Annotated in this window: 16 protein-coding genes; 4 read left to right on the top strand and 12 right to left on the bottom strand. The window is 57.6% G+C overall.

All coding sequences use genetic code 11. The features are described 5' to 3' along the window. Positions 1-8: 8 nt before the first annotated feature. The 10 genes from eno to queA all read right to left on the bottom strand — a co-directional run bounded on the left by eno (position 9) and on the right by queA (position 7,463). Entirely contained in the window at positions 9-1,292 is a 1,284-nt protein-coding gene (eno, locus tag N3G78_00280) for a phosphopyruvate hydratase (protein ID MCX8116352.1), read from the bottom strand. After that, positions 1,289-1,849, bottom strand: a complete 561-nt coding sequence (locus N3G78_00275; GenBank protein ID MCX8116351.1) for a CDP-alcohol phosphatidyltransferase family protein — start codon at positions 1,847-1,849, stop codon at positions 1,289-1,291. The genes eno and N3G78_00275 overlap by 4 nt, the downstream gene beginning before the upstream one ends. Positions 1,850-1,855: 6 nt before the next feature. Then, positions 1,856-3,217, bottom strand: a complete 1,362-nt coding sequence (gene dnaB, locus N3G78_00270; GenBank protein ID MCX8116350.1) for a replicative DNA helicase — start codon at positions 3,215-3,217, stop codon at positions 1,856-1,858. After that, positions 3,217-3,660, bottom strand: a complete 444-nt coding sequence (rplI, locus tag N3G78_00265) for a 50S ribosomal protein L9 (GenBank protein MCX8116349.1) — start codon at positions 3,658-3,660, stop codon at positions 3,217-3,219. Before rplI ends, dnaB begins: the two co-directional genes overlap by 1 nt. Positions 3,661-3,725: 65 nt before the next feature. Then, positions 3,726-4,010 carry a 30S ribosomal protein S18 gene (rpsR, locus tag N3G78_00260; GenBank protein ID MCX8116348.1) on the bottom strand — a complete coding sequence of 95 codons (285 nt, stop codon included), beginning with the start codon at positions 4,008-4,010 and terminating at the stop codon, positions 3,726-3,728. A 16-nt stretch (positions 4,011-4,026) separates the two neighbouring features. Next, on the bottom strand, positions 4,027-4,425 hold the full coding sequence (locus tag N3G78_00255) for a single-stranded DNA-binding protein (protein ID MCX8116347.1): 399 nt from the start codon (positions 4,423-4,425) through the stop codon (positions 4,027-4,029). Then, the gene (rpsF, locus tag N3G78_00250; GenBank protein MCX8116346.1) at positions 4,422-4,799 is read right to left on the bottom strand and encodes a 30S ribosomal protein S6; all 378 of its coding nucleotides are present in this window, start codon (positions 4,797-4,799) and stop codon (positions 4,422-4,424) included. Before rpsF ends, N3G78_00255 begins: the two co-directional genes overlap by 4 nt. A gap of 88 nt (positions 4,800-4,887) precedes the next feature. Further along, on the bottom strand, positions 4,888-5,211 hold the full coding sequence (gene yajC / locus N3G78_00245; GenBank protein ID MCX8116345.1) for a preprotein translocase subunit YajC: 324 nt from the start codon (positions 5,209-5,211) through the stop codon (positions 4,888-4,890). 19 nt (positions 5,212-5,230) lie between these two features. Then, positions 5,231-6,394 carry a tRNA guanosine(34) transglycosylase Tgt gene (gene tgt, locus N3G78_00240; protein ID MCX8116344.1) on the bottom strand — a complete coding sequence of 388 codons (1,164 nt, stop codon included), beginning with the start codon at positions 6,392-6,394 and terminating at the stop codon, positions 5,231-5,233. 40 nt (positions 6,395-6,434) lie between these two features. Continuing rightward, entirely contained in the window at positions 6,435-7,463 is a 1,029-nt protein-coding gene (gene queA, locus N3G78_00235) for a tRNA preQ1(34) S-adenosylmethionine ribosyltransferase-isomerase QueA (GenBank protein ID MCX8116343.1), read from the bottom strand. A 408-nt stretch (positions 7,464-7,871) separates the two neighbouring features. Here queA and N3G78_00230 point away from each other — a divergent pair, with 408 nt between their 5' ends. The 4 genes from N3G78_00230 to gatA are packed head-to-tail and all read left to right on the top strand — an operon-like array spanning position 7,872 to position 13,869. Then, complete coding sequence (locus tag N3G78_00230; GenBank protein ID MCX8116342.1) at positions 7,872-9,413, top strand: hypothetical protein; 1,542 nt, start codon at positions 7,872-7,874, stop codon at positions 9,411-9,413. Positions 9,414-9,433: 20 nt separating this feature from the next. Continuing rightward, the gene (locus tag N3G78_00225; GenBank protein MCX8116341.1) at positions 9,434-12,100 is read left to right on the top strand and encodes a valine--tRNA ligase; all 2,667 of its coding nucleotides are present in this window, start codon (positions 9,434-9,436) and stop codon (positions 12,098-12,100) included. A gap of 19 nt (positions 12,101-12,119) precedes the next feature. Next, on the top strand, positions 12,120-12,398 hold the full coding sequence (gatC, locus tag N3G78_00220) for an Asp-tRNA(Asn)/Glu-tRNA(Gln) amidotransferase subunit GatC (GenBank protein MCX8116340.1): 279 nt from the start codon (positions 12,120-12,122) through the stop codon (positions 12,396-12,398). Positions 12,399-12,405: 7 nt separating this feature from the next. After that, positions 12,406-13,869, top strand: coding sequence for an Asp-tRNA(Asn)/Glu-tRNA(Gln) amidotransferase subunit GatA (gene gatA, locus N3G78_00215; GenBank protein ID MCX8116339.1), 1,464 nt, complete (start codon positions 12,406-12,408; stop codon positions 13,867-13,869). Here the strand turns inward: gatA and N3G78_00210 are convergent. Both N3G78_00210 and ltaE read right to left on the bottom strand, forming a co-directional pair. Continuing rightward, on the bottom strand, positions 13,866-14,198 hold the full coding sequence (locus N3G78_00210) for a divalent-cation tolerance protein CutA (protein ID MCX8116338.1): 333 nt from the start codon (positions 14,196-14,198) through the stop codon (positions 13,866-13,868). The two genes, gatA and N3G78_00210, sit on opposite strands and share 4 nt — an antisense overlap. A gap of 42 nt (positions 14,199-14,240) precedes the next feature. Further along, a complete protein-coding gene (ltaE, locus tag N3G78_00205; protein ID MCX8116337.1) occupies positions 14,241-15,275 on the bottom strand; it encodes a low-specificity L-threonine aldolase in 1,035 nt (344 codons plus the stop codon). Between the last annotated feature and the right edge of the window lie 241 nt (positions 15,276-15,516).

The raw sequence follows: 15,516 nt of genomic DNA, 5'->3' as shown, positions 1-15,516 counted from the left end.
CCTCTCCCTCAGGCTTTCCGCCAACGAAGCGGAGGAACGTATTTGGCCTTTTTGCCCAACTCTTCCTCAATCCGCAGGAGCTGGTTGTACTTGGCCACCCGGTCTGTCCTCGAGGGGGCGCCGGTCTTGATCTGGCCCGCGCCGGTGGCCACGGCCAGGTCGGCGATGGTGGTGTCTTCGGTCTCGCCCGAACGGTGGGAGATGATCGTTCGGTAGCCCGCCTTTCTGGCCATCTCCATCACTTTGAGGGTTTCGGTCAGGGTCCCGATCTGGTTGAGTTTGATCAGGATGGCATTGGCCACCCCCCTTCGGATCCCCCGGGAGAGCCTTTTGGGATTGGTCACAAAAAGGTCGTCTCCGACCAGCTGGATCTCCTTCCCCAGGCGGAGCGTCATGGCCTTCCAGCCCTTCCAGTCATCCTCGGCCAGCCCATCTTCGATGGAGAGGATCGGATACCTTTTCAAAAGGCTTTCGTAGTAGGCGATCATCTCTGTCGGGGTCTTTTGCGGCTCTTCTTCCGCCTTCAGGACATAGACTCCGTTTTGGTAGAATTCGGTTGCCGCGGCATCGAGGCCCAGGCCGACCTCTCTCCCAGGGCGGTATCCGGCCTTCCGGATGGCCTCGACGATCAGGGAGAGGGCCTCCTCGTTCGACTTGAGGTCAGGGGCAAACCCGCCCTCGTCTCCGACAGTCGTCTTATAGCCTCTTGCCTTTAGAATCGATTTGAGATGGTGGAAGACTTCGGCGCCCATCCGGAGGGCTTCCCTGAAACTTTTCGCCCCGACGGGAAGGATCATAAATTCCTGGATATCGAGGTTGTTGTCCGCATGGGCCCCGCCGTTGAGGATGTTCATCATGGGAAGGGGAAGTTGACAGGCCGAAGGCCCTCCGAGGTATCGAAAGAGGGGGAGGCCCTGGTCATGGGCCGCTGCTCTGGCGCAGGCCAGGGAGACGCCCAAGATGGCATTGGCGCCCAGGCGGGATTTGTTGGGGGTTCCGTCGAGGCGGATCAGGGTCTCGTCGATCTTTTTCTGGTCGGCGACCTCCAGACCGACCAGGCTCGGTGCGATCGATTGGTGGATATGTTGGATCGCTTTGCGGACGCCTTTGCCGAGGTAGCGTTTTGAATCCTGATCCCTCAGTTCAAGGGCCTCGTGGGTGCCCGTGGAGGCCCCCGAAGGGACCGCTGCCCTCCCTTTGATCCCGTTGCTTAAAATCACCTCCACCTCCACGGTGGGATTTCCACGGGAATCGAGGATCTCTCGTCCGATCAGGGTGGCGATGGTCGTCATGGCGATTCTCCTTTTCGAGGGGGATGGCTCTTTTGATTCAGGAAGCGGGTGCCGAGAAAGATGTAATGGATTCCGGAGAGGATGGTCAAGAAGGTCGTGAGGGAAATGGCGATGGGCGTGAGTTGTTGGAAGAGGGGATTGTATCCCGCCATCAGGGCCACGAGGACCGTCAGGATCTGAAAGACGGTGGTGACCTTGCTGACGAAACTTGGACGGATCGCCGGGGGACGGCTGATGAGGGAGATGACGAGGATGCCGAGGAGGATGATCACATCGCGCGTGATGACGATCACCGCCAACCAGTCGGGAAGGATCTCGACGATGGCCAGCGAGAGATAGGAGGAGATGAGGAGCAGCTTGTCGGCGATGGGATCGAGGTAGGCCCCCAATTCGGTCTTTCGACCCGTCAGGCGAGCCAGAAGGCCGTCGAGACCGTCGGTGAGGCCCGCGATGGCAAAGACGGCCATGGCCCAGCCGAAGGAGCGATGGATGATGAGGATGACGAAAGCAGGGATCAACAGGACCCGAAAGATCGTCAGGGTGTTGGGCAAGTTCATGGGCGTCTATTCGTAATAAAAACCGGTCTCGCCCTTGTATAGGTTTTTAAAGGCGGTGAGTTTGTCGATAAAGGCCAGATCGACTTTTCCGATCGGACCGTTCCGTTGCTTGCCGATGATGATCTCGGCTTTGCCCTGGTTCTCCTCCGTTCGGTTATAGACCTCTTCTCGGAAGACGAAGAGGATGACGTCGGCGTCCTGTTCGATGGCGCCCGATTCCCGCAGGTCCGAAAGCTGGGGACGATTCCCGTGCCGCTCTTCGGGTTTTCGGCTGAGCTGGGAGACGGCGATGACCGGAAGGTCGAGCTCCTTGGCCAGGGCCTTCAACGACCGGGAGATTTCAGAAATCTCTTGCTGGCGGCTCTCGGCCTTGGCCCTTCCCTTCATGAGCTGGAGATAATCGATGACGATGAGCCCCAGCTGGTGCTCGGCCTTCAGGCGCCTGGCCTTCGCCCTCAACTCGAGCACGGAGAGGGCAGGGGTGTCGTCGATGAAGATGGGCGCTTCGTAAAGCGTGCCCGCCGCCAGGGTCAGCTTGGCCCAGTCGTTCTCCTGAAGGAATCCTGTCCTCAATCGCATCCCCTCGACCTCGGACTGGGCACAGAGCATCCGGAGGACCAGCTGTTCCTTCGACATCTCCAGGGAGAAGATGGCCACCGGGATCTTCCGTTCGACCGCCACATGCTGGGCGATGTTGAGACAGAAGGCGGTCTTTCCCATGCTGGGCCTTCCGGCCACGATGATCAGGTCGGAGGGTTGAAATCCGGCGGTCATGCGATCGAGCTCTTTGAATCCGGAGGGGACCCCCGTGATCAGTTCCTTCTTTTCATAGAGCTTCGAGATGGTATCGAGGCTCGTCTTGATGACCTCCCGGATGGAATAGAAGGAAGGTTTGACCCGTCTCTCGGTGATCTCGAAGATGGACTTCTCGGCCTCGTCCAAAAAGCTCTCCACGTCCGTGCGGTCCTGATAACTCTGCGTGATGATCTCCGTGGAGGTCTCGATCAGCTTCCGAAGGATCGCCTTCTCCCGGACGATCCGGGCATAGTATTCGATATGGGCGGCGGTGGGAACGGTATCGATGAGGGAGGCCAGATAGGAAGCCCCTCCGATCGCCTCGAGCTGGTCCCTTTTTCGCAGTTCATTGGAGAGGGTGATGAGGTCGGCCGGTTCGTCCCTCTCGGAAAGGTCGATCAGGGCGCTGAAGATCTTCCGGTGGCTCTCCCGGTAGAAGTCGTCCGGGGAGAGGATCTCCATCACCTTGTTGATGGCTTCGTTTTCGATCAGAATGCCCCCCAAGACCGACTGTTCGGCCTCGATATTCTGAGGAGGCACCTTATGGGAGAGGAGATCCATCGCGTCGAGCATCACTCCTCTTCGACCCAGACCTTGAGGTGGGCGGTGATTTCCGGATGGAGTTTAATGGGGACCGTGTGAAGGCCCAGGCTCTTGATGGGCTCCTCGAGGTGGATTTTTTTGCGATCCACCTCAAACCCCTTCTCCCGGAGAAAGGCTTCGATCTCCATCGAGGTGACCGAGCCGAAGAGCTTGCCGCTTTCGCCCACGTGCTTCTTGAAGGTGCAGGGGAGGTTCTCGATCTCTTGGGCGATCCTCAGGGCGTCCTTTTTGATCCTGTTCTGGCGTTGTTGAACCACGGCCTTCTGATGTTGGAGCGCCTTGAGATTCTTTTCGTCGGCCAGGACGGCCTTCTTCTTCGGAATCAAATAGTTTCTTCCGTAGCCGTCGGAAACCTTGACCAGATCTCCCACCTTTCCCAGGGAAGGGATGTCTTCCAATAAGATGACTTGCATAGGAAACCTCCTCGATCTCTCTTATACCACTCCATGGCGCCTGTTCCCCTTAGGGGCCGGAGAGATTACTGGACGGCGGTCGTGAAGGGGAGGATGGCGATATTCCTTGCCCGTTTGATGGCCACGGTGATCTGTCGCTGATGTTTGGCGCAGTTCCCGGAGATCCTCCTCGGGATGATCTTCCCCCGTTCCGTGATGAAGTACCGGAGGATTTTTGGATTTTTATAGTCGATCTCCAGTTTCTTGTCGGTGCAGAACCGACAGACCTTTCGCCTTAAGAAGGGTTTCTTCCTCTTTTCCGGAGCGGGTTTTTCTCCAGGCTTTTTCATCTGTTTCTCCTCTCTCGACATCATTGGTTTTCGAATCCTACACAGGGGTTCGGGGTTCCTCGACCACCAGGAGTTCGGAGGCGATCACCTCCACCCGGGACCGGATTCTCCCGTCGGCCAGTTTCCAGCGTCTCTCGGTCAGGCGACCTTTGACGCAGAGGCGCTGGCCGTCCCGAAGCAGGGCTCCTTCTTGGGCGAGGGGCCCGAAGGCCACGATCTGGATCGAACTTGGAGGCATGACCTCCGGTTGGCAGGGACGGTCTTTAGAACCCCGATCCGGCGATCTCCTCGTAGTCTCCTCGGGATCGTCCACTTTTAGAAAGAACTGGAGCACAGGGGTTCCGTTCAGCTGATGGTGGAACTGTGGAGACTTCACCACCCAACCGGTGAGCATGACCTGGTTTCTCCCAGGCATCCCCGAGCTCGAGAGGGTCATGCCGTCCCCTCCCCTTCTTCTTCCGGTTGATCCTCGGGAGGGGCAAGGGTGGCGTGGGAGGCTTTCCGTTCATCGAGACGGACCGATTGGAATTTGATCACCGGGTCCATCACCCGATAATTCCTCTCAAGCTCAGAGAGCAGCTCGGGAGTGCCTGAGAAGTGGATGAGGATGTAGTGGCCTTTCGATTTCTTCCGGACCTTGTAGGCGAGCTTTCGCTTTCCCCAATCCTCCACCTTCAGGATCTCTCCGCTTCCTTGGGTGATGACCCCTTTGATCTTCTCAAGGGCGGATTGGGCGACCTCTTCTTCGATGTCAGGGTCGAGGATGAAGATGGTTTCGTACTTTCTCTGAGGCTGGAGCGATAGAGACATGGGTCACCTCCTCGTGGATTATAGCCCTAACACGACGGTTAGAGCAAGGGGTGTGGGTCTCCCATCTTTGGGAAAAGGATTCGGGGGGTTATACCGAATCCGATTTGATGACCGCCGCGATATGACCCCGATTCACTTTGACTCTCACCCGATCGGAGATCTCGACGGTGATTTTGTCATCCTTGATCCCGGTAATCCTGCCATAGATCCCCCCGCTCGTCAATACCTGATCTCCCTCCTTCAAATTGGCCAGGAGATTGCGGTGCTCTTTCGCCCTCTTCTGCTGGGGGCGGATGAGGAGAAAGTAGAAGATGACGAAGATCAGGATGATGGGGATGAAATTCAGCCATGCCGCCCCCTGATTTCCACCCCCGGGCTGGGGGCCCATGGCGTAGGCAAACTCAATCCACATAATTTCCTCCTCTCTGAATTTAGGAACTCTCCCGGACCAAGACCGGTCCGTCCTCTGAAGGTCCGGCCTCCTCCGAGGCTGGCCATTCTCCCTTCACCGATTCGTAGAGACCCGTCAGGCGATCCTCCTCGATGGCCTTCCGGATCCTCCTCATCCAATCCATATAATAAAAGATATTGTGGATCGTATTCAACCTCGAGGAGAGGATCTCGTTGGCCAGAAAGAGATGGCGCAGATAGGCTCTCGAATAGTTCGAACAGGTGTAACACCCACACGATTCGTCCAGAGGCCTCGGATCCTCTGCATAGCGGGCCTGTTTGATCGAGACCTTTCCAAAGGAGGTGAAGAGGGAGCCGTTTCGGGCATTCCGCGTGGGAAGGACGCAGTCGAAGAGGTCGATCCCCTGGAGGACGGCCCACAGGATCTCTTCGGGAGTGCCCACACCCATCAGGTATCTCGGCCGGTCTTCCGGCAGAAGAGGGACGGTCTGCCTCAACACCGATTCCATCACCGCCCGGGGCTCTCCGACACTCAGCCCCCCGATGGCATAACCGTCGAATTCGAGGCCGAGGAGGTCTTGGGCGCTCTGCCGCCGGAGATCCGGATAGGCCCCTCCTTGAACGATTCCGAAGAGGGCGGGATCGCCGTTTTGCCTCACCTTGAGACTTCTCTCCGCCCATCGGGCCGTCCGTCCGATGGAGGCCTTCACATATTCGTAAGGAGAAGGGTAGGGGACGCATTCATCCAGGACCATGGCGATATCGCTTCGGAGCTTCCTCTGGATCTCCATCACCTTCTCAGGGGTGAGCACATGCTCCGACCCATCAATATGAGACTGGAAGGTGACGCCTTCCTCGGAGACCCTCCGCAGTCGGGCCAGGCTGAAGATCTGGTATCCCCCGCTGTCGGTCAGGATGGGCCTTCCCCAGTGCATGAAACGGTGAAGCCCTCCCAATCGGTCGATCGTCTCGTGGCCTGGCCTGAGGTAGAGGTGGTAGGTGTTTCCGAGGATGCCTTCGACGCCGAGATCGATCAACTCTTCAGGGGTGAGGGATTTTACCGTCCCCTGGGTGCCCACAGGGAGAAAGGCGGGGGTCTGGATCACGCCGTGATCGGTTACGATCCTCCCCAATCTCGCGCCGGATGCGGCCTCTTTTTTAACCACCGTAAATTGGAAAGGCATCTTTTGCACCGATAAACTTTCGCGCTCCTCGATCCCTCTGTTAAAGGATCAACATGGCATCGCCATAGCTGTAAAACCGGTATCTCTTCTCTACGGCCTCGCGATAGGCCCTCATGATGAAGTCCCTCCCTGCGAAGGCGGAAACCAGCATGATCAGGGTCGATTTTGGAAGGTGGAAATTGGTGATGAGACCATCGATGATCTTGAATTCATAGGGAGGGCGAATGAACAGGGAGACGAGGCCTGCTCCAGGGTTCGCTCGCCCCCTCCCCGCTGCAAAGGATTCGAGGGCACGGGTGGTGGTCGTCCCCACGGCGATCACCCTTCGCCCCTCCTGTTTGACCCGGTTGATCGTCGCAGCCACCTCTTCCTGAATCTCTACCCATTCCGGCTCCATGCGGTGTTCTTCAACCTCCTCGGCCTTGATCGGAGCGAACGTCCCCGGACCCACATGGAGTGTGATGAAGGCGGTCTCGATCCCCTTTTCCTTGATCTTCTGGATGAGGGAGCGGGTGAAGTGGAGGCCTGCCGTGGGAGCGGCGATGGAGCCCTCTTTCTTTGCATAGACGGTTTGATACCGTTCCCGATCCAGGGGTTCCTCCTCCCGTCGGATATAGGGAGGGAGGGGGATATGACCCCATCGGTTGAGAAGCCTTTCTGGAGATTCCCCCTCGGGGAAGAGGACTTTCACCTTTCCATCCTTTTTCCTGGACAAAATGAGGTGGGTCTTCTCATCCAAAAAGACCAGGGTCGGTCCCTTCCCCTTTCCGAGATTTTTGACCAGGGCCTCCCATTCCCCTTCCGAACCGTTCCGAGGGGGGATGAGAAGGAGTTCCACCTTTCCCCCCGTCTCTTTGTGACCGATGAGTTTGGCGGGAAGGACCCGCGTATTATTCATCACAAGGAGGTCACCCGGCCGGAGGTATTCGATAAGGTCGCTGAATTTCCGGTGCTCGATCCTTTCCTCGTCTCTCCGGAGGACCATGAGACGGCTCTCTCCCCGTCGGAGGGGAGGGTATTGGGCGATCAACGTTTTAGGGAGGTGGAAATCAAATGCCTCGACTTTCATCTATCTCCGTTCAAGCCTTGGGGGTGGAGCCCTTATTGAAATCCAATCCCGGTTTCAATGGGTTCGGGATTGGAGGGTCACCCCAATTATAACCTTATTCTATTAATACCTTACCCGTTAAACCGCAAGCCTCGGTTGGTTCCTATAAGAGGAACGGCCTCAAAGAAGGGCCGCCTGGGACGCGGAGGGAGGTCCGTTGATCGAAAGGCTTTCCTTCAGCGAAAGAGGGCTTTTATCGGATCTAACCGAGTTTTAAAAGTTGACAATTGAACGTGGCTTGTGATAATTACGGGTTATCAGGGCCGAGGATTGCTCTTCAGAAGAAGGTGGGTCCCCCGTAAGCATAGTTTTTTCAAAAGCCATCTCCGTTGCCTTTTTACGGATTGCTCGGGGAAGAGGGAGAAGAAAATGGCAAGAGAGGTTCTCATCGCTGAGTCGGACAAAGGGGTTCAAAATGAGCTAAAGAGGATCTTTGAGCCGGCGGGATACCATCTCTTCTTCACCTCAAATGATGAAGAGGCCCTCGTTCGGGGAAGGCTTTTGAAACCGGACCTCGTCATCGGAGGCAAAGGCCTTTGCGAGAGGATGAAGACCGAAGAAGGCCTGGCCCGCATCCCTTTTATCCTTCTCCTTGACCCATTCGAAGAGCTTTCGGAACCGGAAAGGAGGTTCTTGAAACCCGAGGGGGTGATCACCAGGCCTTTTAGCGAGGAAGCGGTCCAACACCTGATCGGGCAACTGAGCGAAAAAATCGACCAGGAGGGCTTCTCGCTCGAGGAGTCTTGGGAGAGCGATGAGGAGATCATCGAGCTTGTGGATGTGATCGAAGAGCCTGAATCGAAGATGAGCATCGAGGATCTCGCCCTCCAGACGGAAGAGGAGCCCCTCGGAGAGATGCCGGCCATCGAGACCTGGGAGAGCTCGCAAAAAGAGGCCCAGGAGACCCCAAAAGAATTTGAGATGGTTCTGGAAGGGGGAGGGAGGCAGGAGGAGGAAACATCGGAACCTATAGGGAGGGCCGCGGGGTTGCAGGGACCCGAAGAAATCGACCTCTTTCAGAGAATCGATATGGAAGAGGTGATGCAGAAGGTCGAACAACTTCGACCCACCCTTGAGAAGGAGCTCGGGATGGAGGGGGCCCACACCCGCCCCGAGGCTCCCACGCCCTCCACGAAGCTGCCCGATCCCTATTCCCTCCTTCAGGAGTTCGAGACGACGCTTCAGGCGGAAGAGGCCGTCTCCTCCTTCTCTTATCGGGAGGAGCAGCAGGAGGCCTTGGCTCCCACGCCTGCTGAGACGGTTGAGCTGGCCTCCTCGGAACTTCAGGAGCTTGGGGAGGATGAGTTTCCAGAGGCCTTCTTGGAAGAACTGACGGACGAATTAGAAAAACTTGAGGAGGTAGAGGAAGAGGCGGTGGTCGCTGAGGAAGAGGTGGGGGCCCTCGAGGAATTCGAACAGGAATTCCCGGAAGAATTTCAGGAAGAATTCGAGGAAGAATTCGAGGAAAAATTCGAGGAAGAAACCAAAGAAGAGATTCTTCCCCCTCAGCCTCGCTTCGAAGAGGCCCTCGAAAGGGAGTTCACCCTTCTTCAAGAGATCTCCCCCACTTCGGAGGAATTCCCTTCGGCCGAGGCCTTGACACCGGTGGAACCCTTCGAAGAGGCCTTGATTCAAGCCCCTAAAGAAAAGGAGGAGCCGCCGGAGATGGCCCTTGAGAGGATCCCGGCTCCGGAGAAAAGGTTCGAACGTGCGATCGAAGAGGTGGTCGTCAAAGGGGTCCAGGAAATGATGCAAGATTTTATGGGCAAGGTCATTCCCGAGATCGCCACCCAAGTGATTACCCACACGATGGAGCGCATCGAACAGTTGGTTCGAGAGATCGTTCCCGAGCTGGCAGAAAAGGCCATCCGGCAGGAGATCGAGAGGCTTCAGAAAATGGATGAGGGATAAGGAGGCATCGGGTTGCGGACATGGGTTCGAAACTTCTGGACAAGGCTTACGATCCACACCTGGTGGAGGAAAAATGGTACCGTTTCTGGACGGAGCGGAATTATTTTCGCGCCGACGAAAATTCCCAACGACCGGCCTATTCGATCGTCATCCCTCCCCCGAATGTCACCGGCGTCCTTCACATCGGCCACGCCCTGAACAATACCCTCCAGGACATCCTCATCCGTTTTAAAAGAATGGAGGGCTTCAACGTCCTCTGGATGCCCGGGACCGACCATGCGGGCATCGCCACCCAAAACGTGGTCGAGAGGCAGCTGTTGGAGGAAGGTCTCGACCGGCACGCCCTCGGCAGGGAGAAGTTTATCGAACGAGTTTGGCAGTGGAAGGAACAGTCGGGCCGAACCATCATCAACCAGTTGAAGAAGCTCGGCGCTTCCTGTGATTGGTCCCGGGAAAGGTTTACGATGGACGAAGGCCTTTCGGAAGCGGTCCGGGAGGTCTTCATCCGGCTCTACCAGGAGGGATTAATTTACCGGAGTTATTATATCATCAACTGGTGCCCGAGATGCCAGACCGCCCTTTCCGATTTAGAGGTGGAGCACCACGAAATCGGAGGGAAGCTCTACTACCTCCGGTACCCTTTCAAGGAAGGGGACGGTTTTCTCGTGGTCGCGACGACGCGGCCTGAGACGATGTTGGGCGATACGGCCGTCGCCGTCCATCCAGAGGATGGGCGATACCGGGAATCCATCGGCCGGAAGGTCCGCCTACCCCTTCTCGGCAGGGAGATCCCCGTCATCGGCGATCCGTATGTGGAGAGGGAGTTCGGGACCGGGTGCCTCAAGATCACCCCTGCCCATGACTTCAACGATTTCGAGATCGGGTTGAAACATGGACTGGAGCAGATCAAGGTGATCGATGAGACCGGCAGGATGACCGAGCAGGCGGGCCCCTACCGAGGGCTGGAGCGGTTCGAATGTCGGGAAAAGATCTTGGAGGATCTGGCCCGGGAGGGCATCCTCCTCAAGACCGAGGATTACAGGCACAAGGTTGGCCACTGTTACCGGTGCAAGACCATCGTTGAGCCCAACCTCTCCCTCCAGTGGTTCGTCCGCACCAAGCCCTTGGCCCAGCCTGCCATCGAGGCCGTCAGGAGTGGGCGGACCCGGATCATCCCCGATCTCTGGGAGAAGACCTACTACGAATGGATGGAGAATATCAAAGACTGGTGCATCTCCCGACAGATCTGGTGGGGCCACCGAATTCCCGCTTGGTACTGCGAGGAGTGCGGGGAGGTGATGGTGGCCAAGACCGCCCCCCCGGCCTGCTCCAAGTGTCGATCTTCTCGGCTCAGGCAGGAGACCGATGTCCTCGATACCTGGTTCAGCTCCGCCCTCTGGCCCTTCTCGACGATGGGATGGCCCGAAGAGACGAAGGAGCTGAAAGTCTTCTATCCCACCTCGGTGCTGGTCACGGGGTTCGATATCCTCTTCTTCTGGGTGGCCCGGATGATGATGATGGGCCTCAAGTTCATGTCCGACGTCCCCTTTCGGGACGTCTATATCCACGGCCTGGTCAGGGACGAAAAAGGGGAGAAGTATTCGAAGACCCGGGGAAACGTCGTCGATCCTCTCGAGTTGATCGATCGATACGGCGCCGATGCCCTCCGCTTTACCCTGGCCGCCTTGACCATGCCCGGAAGCGATTTGAAGCTTTCGGAATCGCGGACCGAAGGGTACCGCCATTTCGCCAACAAGATCTGGAACGCCTCGAGGTTCGTTTTAATGAATCTCGAGCCCCACGGCCCGGATGGGGCGGTCGAACCCGCCCCTGTGGAGCACTACAGCCTGCCCGATCGGTGGATCCGGCGGCGGTTGAACGAAACGATCCGTTCGGTCAGGGAGAGTCTGGAGGAATACAAATTCCACGAGGCCTGTCATCTCCTCTACCAATTCGTCTGGCACGAGTTCTGCGACTGGTATCTCGAGATGAGCAAGATCTACCTTTACCGGGAGGTCGAACCCAACCGGCAGGCCCTCACGAGGCAGACCCTCCTGGAGGTCCTCGAAACTCTCCTGCGGCTCCTTCACCCCTTCATGCCCTTCCTCACCGAGGAGATCTGGCAGCAGCTGCCATTGCGAAGGGAGCAGGATTCAATCATGATCTCTCCCTATCCTCAAGCCGACCCCCGTTTCGACGATCCCGGCGCCGAGGAGATCGACCTCGTGATCGAGGCCGTGAGCAGCCTACGAAGGATCCGGGGAGAGATGAACCTCTTTCCTTCCGAGCAGATCACCGTTCTGGTCCGGACGAAAGACGAAGCCTCCGGGGAGCGGTGGCGAGAGCTGGAGCCCTTCCTCCGCTTCCTCGCGCTGGTCAAGGAGTTGAAGGTCGGTCCCCAGGTAGAGAAACCCCTTTACAGCGCGTATGCCCTCGTCCAGGGGGCAGAACTTTTCGTCCCGATGGATCGGGATCGCATGGAAGAGGAGGCCAGAAGGCTGCAAAAAGAGATCGGAAAGATCGAGAAGGAGAGCGCCTTTATTCTGAAGAAGCTTTCGAACGAACAGTTTCTCTCGAAGGCCCCTCCAGAAGTGGTTCAGGAGGTCCGGTTGAAGGCGGAGTCCTTTCGCACTCAGCGAGAAAAACTGGAGGAGAGCCTTCGACGCATTCAAACCCTCCTCGGGTGAGAAGGCGAGGGGAGATCGGATGAAGATCGATATCGAGAAGGTGGCGAGGTTGGCCCGGCTGGAGTTGACCGAGGAAGAGAGGGAGAGGTTCGGCCAACAATTAGACCAGATCCTCGTCTACATGGATCAGCTCAACCGCCTCGATACCTCTGGCGTTGAGCCGACCTCCCATGCCATCCCCCTGGTCAACGTCTTCCGGGAAGATGAGGTCTCGGGGTCATTTCCGGGGCAGGAGATATTGAGCAATGCCCCGGACCAGGAGGAGGGCTATTTCAAGGTCCCCCGGATCATCGAGTAGGGCGACGATGGAACTTCATCGGCTTACGATCCACGAGCTTCATGACCTTTTGGTGAAGAAGGAGGTGACCTCGAGGGAGATCACCGAGGACCTCTACCGGCGGATCGAAAAGGTGGAGGAGAAAATCCAGGCCTATCTCCGGTTGACGAAGGAGGAGGCCTTCGAGCAAGCTGACGAGGCGGACCGGGCGATTCGAAGGGGGGAGCCGGTCGGGGAGCTTGCCGGGATCCCGATCGGGCTGAAGGACATCCTCTGTACCAAAGGGGTCCCGACCACCTGCGCCTCGAAAATTTTACAACATTACATCCCTTTTTATGACGGCACCGTCATCCAGAGGCTGAGGGAGAGGCATGCGGTCTTTCTCGGAAAGTTGAACATGGATGAATTTGCCATGGGATCCTCCACGGAGAATTCGGGGTTCCAGATCACCCGCAACCCTTGGGACCTGAGTCGGATTCCGGGGGGGTCGAGCGGTGGTTCAGCGGCAGCGGTGGCCGCCGATGAGTGTATCGCTGCACTCGGAACGGACACGGGAGGGTCGATCCGCCAACCCGCCTCCTGTTGCGGAATCGTAGGCCTGAAACCGACCTATGGCCGGGTTTCGCGATACGGCCTCGTCGCCTTCGCCTCCTCGCTCGATCAGATCGGTCCGATGACGAAGGACGTCGAAGATTGTGCCATCCTGCTCGGCGCGATCAGCGGATACGATCCCCGCGACTCCACCTCGGTCAACGTGGAAGTGCCGGATTATCGCACCTTCTTGGTGAAGGAGGTGAGGGGCCTTCGAATCGGAATCCCCGAGGAGTATTTCGTCGAGGGGATGGATCCGGATGTGGAGCGGGCGGTCCGCGAGGCGATCGATCTCTTTCGACGGATGGGGGCCGAGGTGAAGGGGATCTCGCTTCCCCATACGCCTTACGCTGTGGCCATCTATTATATCCTCTGTACGGCGGAGGCCAGTTCCAATCTGGCCCGCTACGATGGGGTCAAGTACGGATTTCGTTCGAGCCGCTTCAGCGACCTCCTCGAGATGTATGAGCGGACGAGGGCCGAGGGGTTTGGCAGTGAAGTGAAACGGAGGATCATCCTCGGGACCTATGTCCTCTCTGCGGGATATTACGACGCCTACTACCGGAAGGCCTCACAGGCCAGGACCTTGATCCGGAGGGATTTTGAAAAAGCCTTTGAAGAAGTGGAAGTGTTGGTGGCCCCGACGGCTCCTACACCCGCCTTTAAGATCGGAGAGAAGGTCGGAGATCCCCTTCAGATGTACCTTTCAGACATCCTGACCATCCCGGTCAACCTCGCCGGGATTCCCGCCATCACCATTCCATGCGGTTTCAGCCGAGAGGGACTTCCGATCGGTCTTCAGATCATGGGAAGACATTTCGACGAGGGAACCCTCCTGAGGGTGGCCTACACCTTCGAGCAGAATACTGACTATCATTTGAAGAAACCTTCCCTCCCTTAGCCCCCCTCTTGCCCTGGCTCCGTCATGTCCGCAAGCCAATTCAAATAAGACGGGTTTCCCTCGGTGAGGGAAAGGCCGATGATCTCCGGCACGGAGTAAGAATGGAGGGATTTCACCTTCGATTCCACCTCGGCAAACCTCTTTCTCTGGGTTTTCATCAGGAGGAGCCATTCCCTCTCATCCCAAACCCTTCCCTCCCATCGGTAGATGGACCGAACAGGGGCGAGGAGGTTGACGCAGGCGACCAACCGATCTTCCACCAAAGCGCGGGCGATCTTGAGGGCTTCCTCCTCTGAACCGCACGTGACGAAGATGAGGATGGGTTCCATTGCTCTCTTCCGAACTTTCGAACGAATGGGGTTCAGACCCTTTCAGGAGCAGACCTTCCTGAAGGCCCGAAGGGCCGTCTCGATGTCTTCTGAAGTCACATCGAGATGGGTCACGAGGCGGATCTGCGTCTTTCCCAGGACATGGATGAGGACGCCCAGGTCTCTCATCTCCCCGGCGATCTGGTGGGCTGTCTTGCCCGTTCCGGCCACATCAAAGATCACCATGTTCGTCTCCACCTGGTCTGGGTCGAGGCCGATCCCGGCGATCTCCCTCAGACCCAGGGCCAGCTGTTTCGCATGTTGATGATCCTCGCTGAGCCGTTCGAAATGGTGATCCAGGGCGTAAAGGCCTGCCGCGGCAATGATGCCGACCTGGCGCATCCCTCCTCCGAACATCTTCCGGAAGCGGTGGACGCGGTCGATGAACCCTTTGGAGCCCGCCACCAGCGATCCAATAGGGGCGCCCAATCCCTTCGAGAGACATACCGAGACGGAGTCGGCGTACTGGGCATACGCTTTGGGGGGGATCCCCGTGGCCACCGAGGCATTCCACAGGCGGGCCCCGTCGAGATGGACAGAAAGGCCTCTCGATTTGGCAAGGCGATGGATCTCGGCCATCTTTTCGATGGGGTAGATAGACCCCCCTCCCCGATTGTGGGTGTTTTCGAGGCAGATGAGCCGGGTCACGGGGTAGTGAGCATCTGCGGGCCGGATGGCCTCTTCAATCTGCTCCGCTTCGAGGATTCCTCGAATCCCTTTGAGGCAATGGAACTGGATGCCCGAAAGGGCTGCCCCGGCCCCGCCTTCAAAATTGTATGGATGGGAGGTTGCCTCAAGGATCACCTCGTCGCCCGGCTGGGTATGGGATTTGATCGCCAGTTGATTGGCCATCGTCCCGGACGGGTCGAAGAGGGCGGCCTCTTTGCCGAGGATTCGGGCCACCTTCTCCTGCAGCGCATTCACCGTGGGGTCTTCGCCGTATACGTCGTCGCCCACCTCGGCTTCGGCCATGGCCCGTCTCATGGCGGGTGTCGGCCGTGTCACGGTGTCGCTTCGAAGATCGATCCATCTCCTCATCCTGATCCTCCCGTGGGTTAGAAATTACAACGTCCCCAACGCCGTGTCAAGGTTCGCTTTTGAAGGCGATCCTCCCTTGCGTTTATGGGGGCGATGAGATATCTTATGACCCAGAGGTTCCAAAAGAGGCGATGATCAAAGGTTTAATCCTCTGCCTTGTTTCTCTCCTCTCTCTATGGGGATGTTCTGCAAAAGGGGCCCTTCAGCCTTCCCAAAACCCACCTTCGGTTGAACGTCCCCA

The organism is Thermodesulfobacteriota bacterium (assembly GCA_026415035.1).
Classification (GTDB): domain Bacteria; phylum Desulfobacterota; class BSN033; order BSN033; family UBA1163; genus RBG-16-49-23.
The sequence above is the reverse complement of the archived record's forward strand: the minus strand, read 5'-3'. Positions and strand labels throughout refer to the sequence as shown.

What these genes read in the sequence shown, in the direction of transcription:
- eno (MCX8116352.1), bottom strand. Translation starts at nt 1,292, where the DNA reads ATGACGACCATCGCCACCCTGATCGGACGAGAGATCCTCGATTCCCGT.
- N3G78_00275 (MCX8116351.1), bottom strand. Translation starts at nt 1,849, where the DNA reads ATGAACTTGCCCAACACCCTGACGATCTTTCGGGTCCTGTTGATCCCT.
- dnaB (MCX8116350.1), bottom strand. Translation starts at nt 3,217, where the DNA reads ATGCTCGACGCGATGGATCTCCTCTCCCATAAGGTGCCTCCTCAGAAT.
- rplI (MCX8116349.1), bottom strand. Translation starts at nt 3,660, where the DNA reads ATGCAAGTCATCTTATTGGAAGACATCCCTTCCCTGGGAAAGGTGGGA.
- rpsR (MCX8116348.1), bottom strand. Translation starts at nt 4,010, where the DNA reads ATGTCGAGAGAGGAGAAACAGATGAAAAAGCCTGGAGAAAAACCCGCT.
- N3G78_00255 (MCX8116347.1), bottom strand. Translation starts at nt 4,425, where the DNA reads ATGACCCTCTCGAGCTCGGGGATGCCTGGGAGAAACCAGGTCATGCTC.
- rpsF (MCX8116346.1), bottom strand. Translation starts at nt 4,799, where the DNA reads ATGTCTCTATCGCTCCAGCCTCAGAGAAAGTACGAAACCATCTTCATC.
- yajC (MCX8116345.1), bottom strand. Translation starts at nt 5,211, where the DNA reads ATGTGGATTGAGTTTGCCTACGCCATGGGCCCCCAGCCCGGGGGTGGA.
- tgt (MCX8116344.1), bottom strand. Translation starts at nt 6,394, where the DNA reads ATGCCTTTCCAATTTACGGTGGTTAAAAAAGAGGCCGCATCCGGCGCG.
- queA (MCX8116343.1), bottom strand. Translation starts at nt 7,463, where the DNA reads ATGAAAGTCGAGGCATTTGATTTCCACCTCCCTAAAACGTTGATCGCC.
- N3G78_00230 (MCX8116342.1), top strand. Translation starts at nt 7,872, where the DNA reads ATGGCAAGAGAGGTTCTCATCGCTGAGTCGGACAAAGGGGTTCAAAAT.
- N3G78_00225 (MCX8116341.1), top strand. Translation starts at nt 9,434, where the DNA reads ATGGGTTCGAAACTTCTGGACAAGGCTTACGATCCACACCTGGTGGAG.
- gatC (MCX8116340.1), top strand. Translation starts at nt 12,120, where the DNA reads ATGAAGATCGATATCGAGAAGGTGGCGAGGTTGGCCCGGCTGGAGTTG.
- gatA (MCX8116339.1), top strand. Translation starts at nt 12,406, where the DNA reads ATGGAACTTCATCGGCTTACGATCCACGAGCTTCATGACCTTTTGGTG.
- N3G78_00210 (MCX8116338.1), bottom strand. Translation starts at nt 14,198, where the DNA reads ATGGAACCCATCCTCATCTTCGTCACGTGCGGTTCAGAGGAGGAAGCC.
- ltaE (MCX8116337.1), bottom strand. Translation starts at nt 15,275, where the DNA reads ATGAGGAGATGGATCGATCTTCGAAGCGACACCGTGACACGGCCGACA.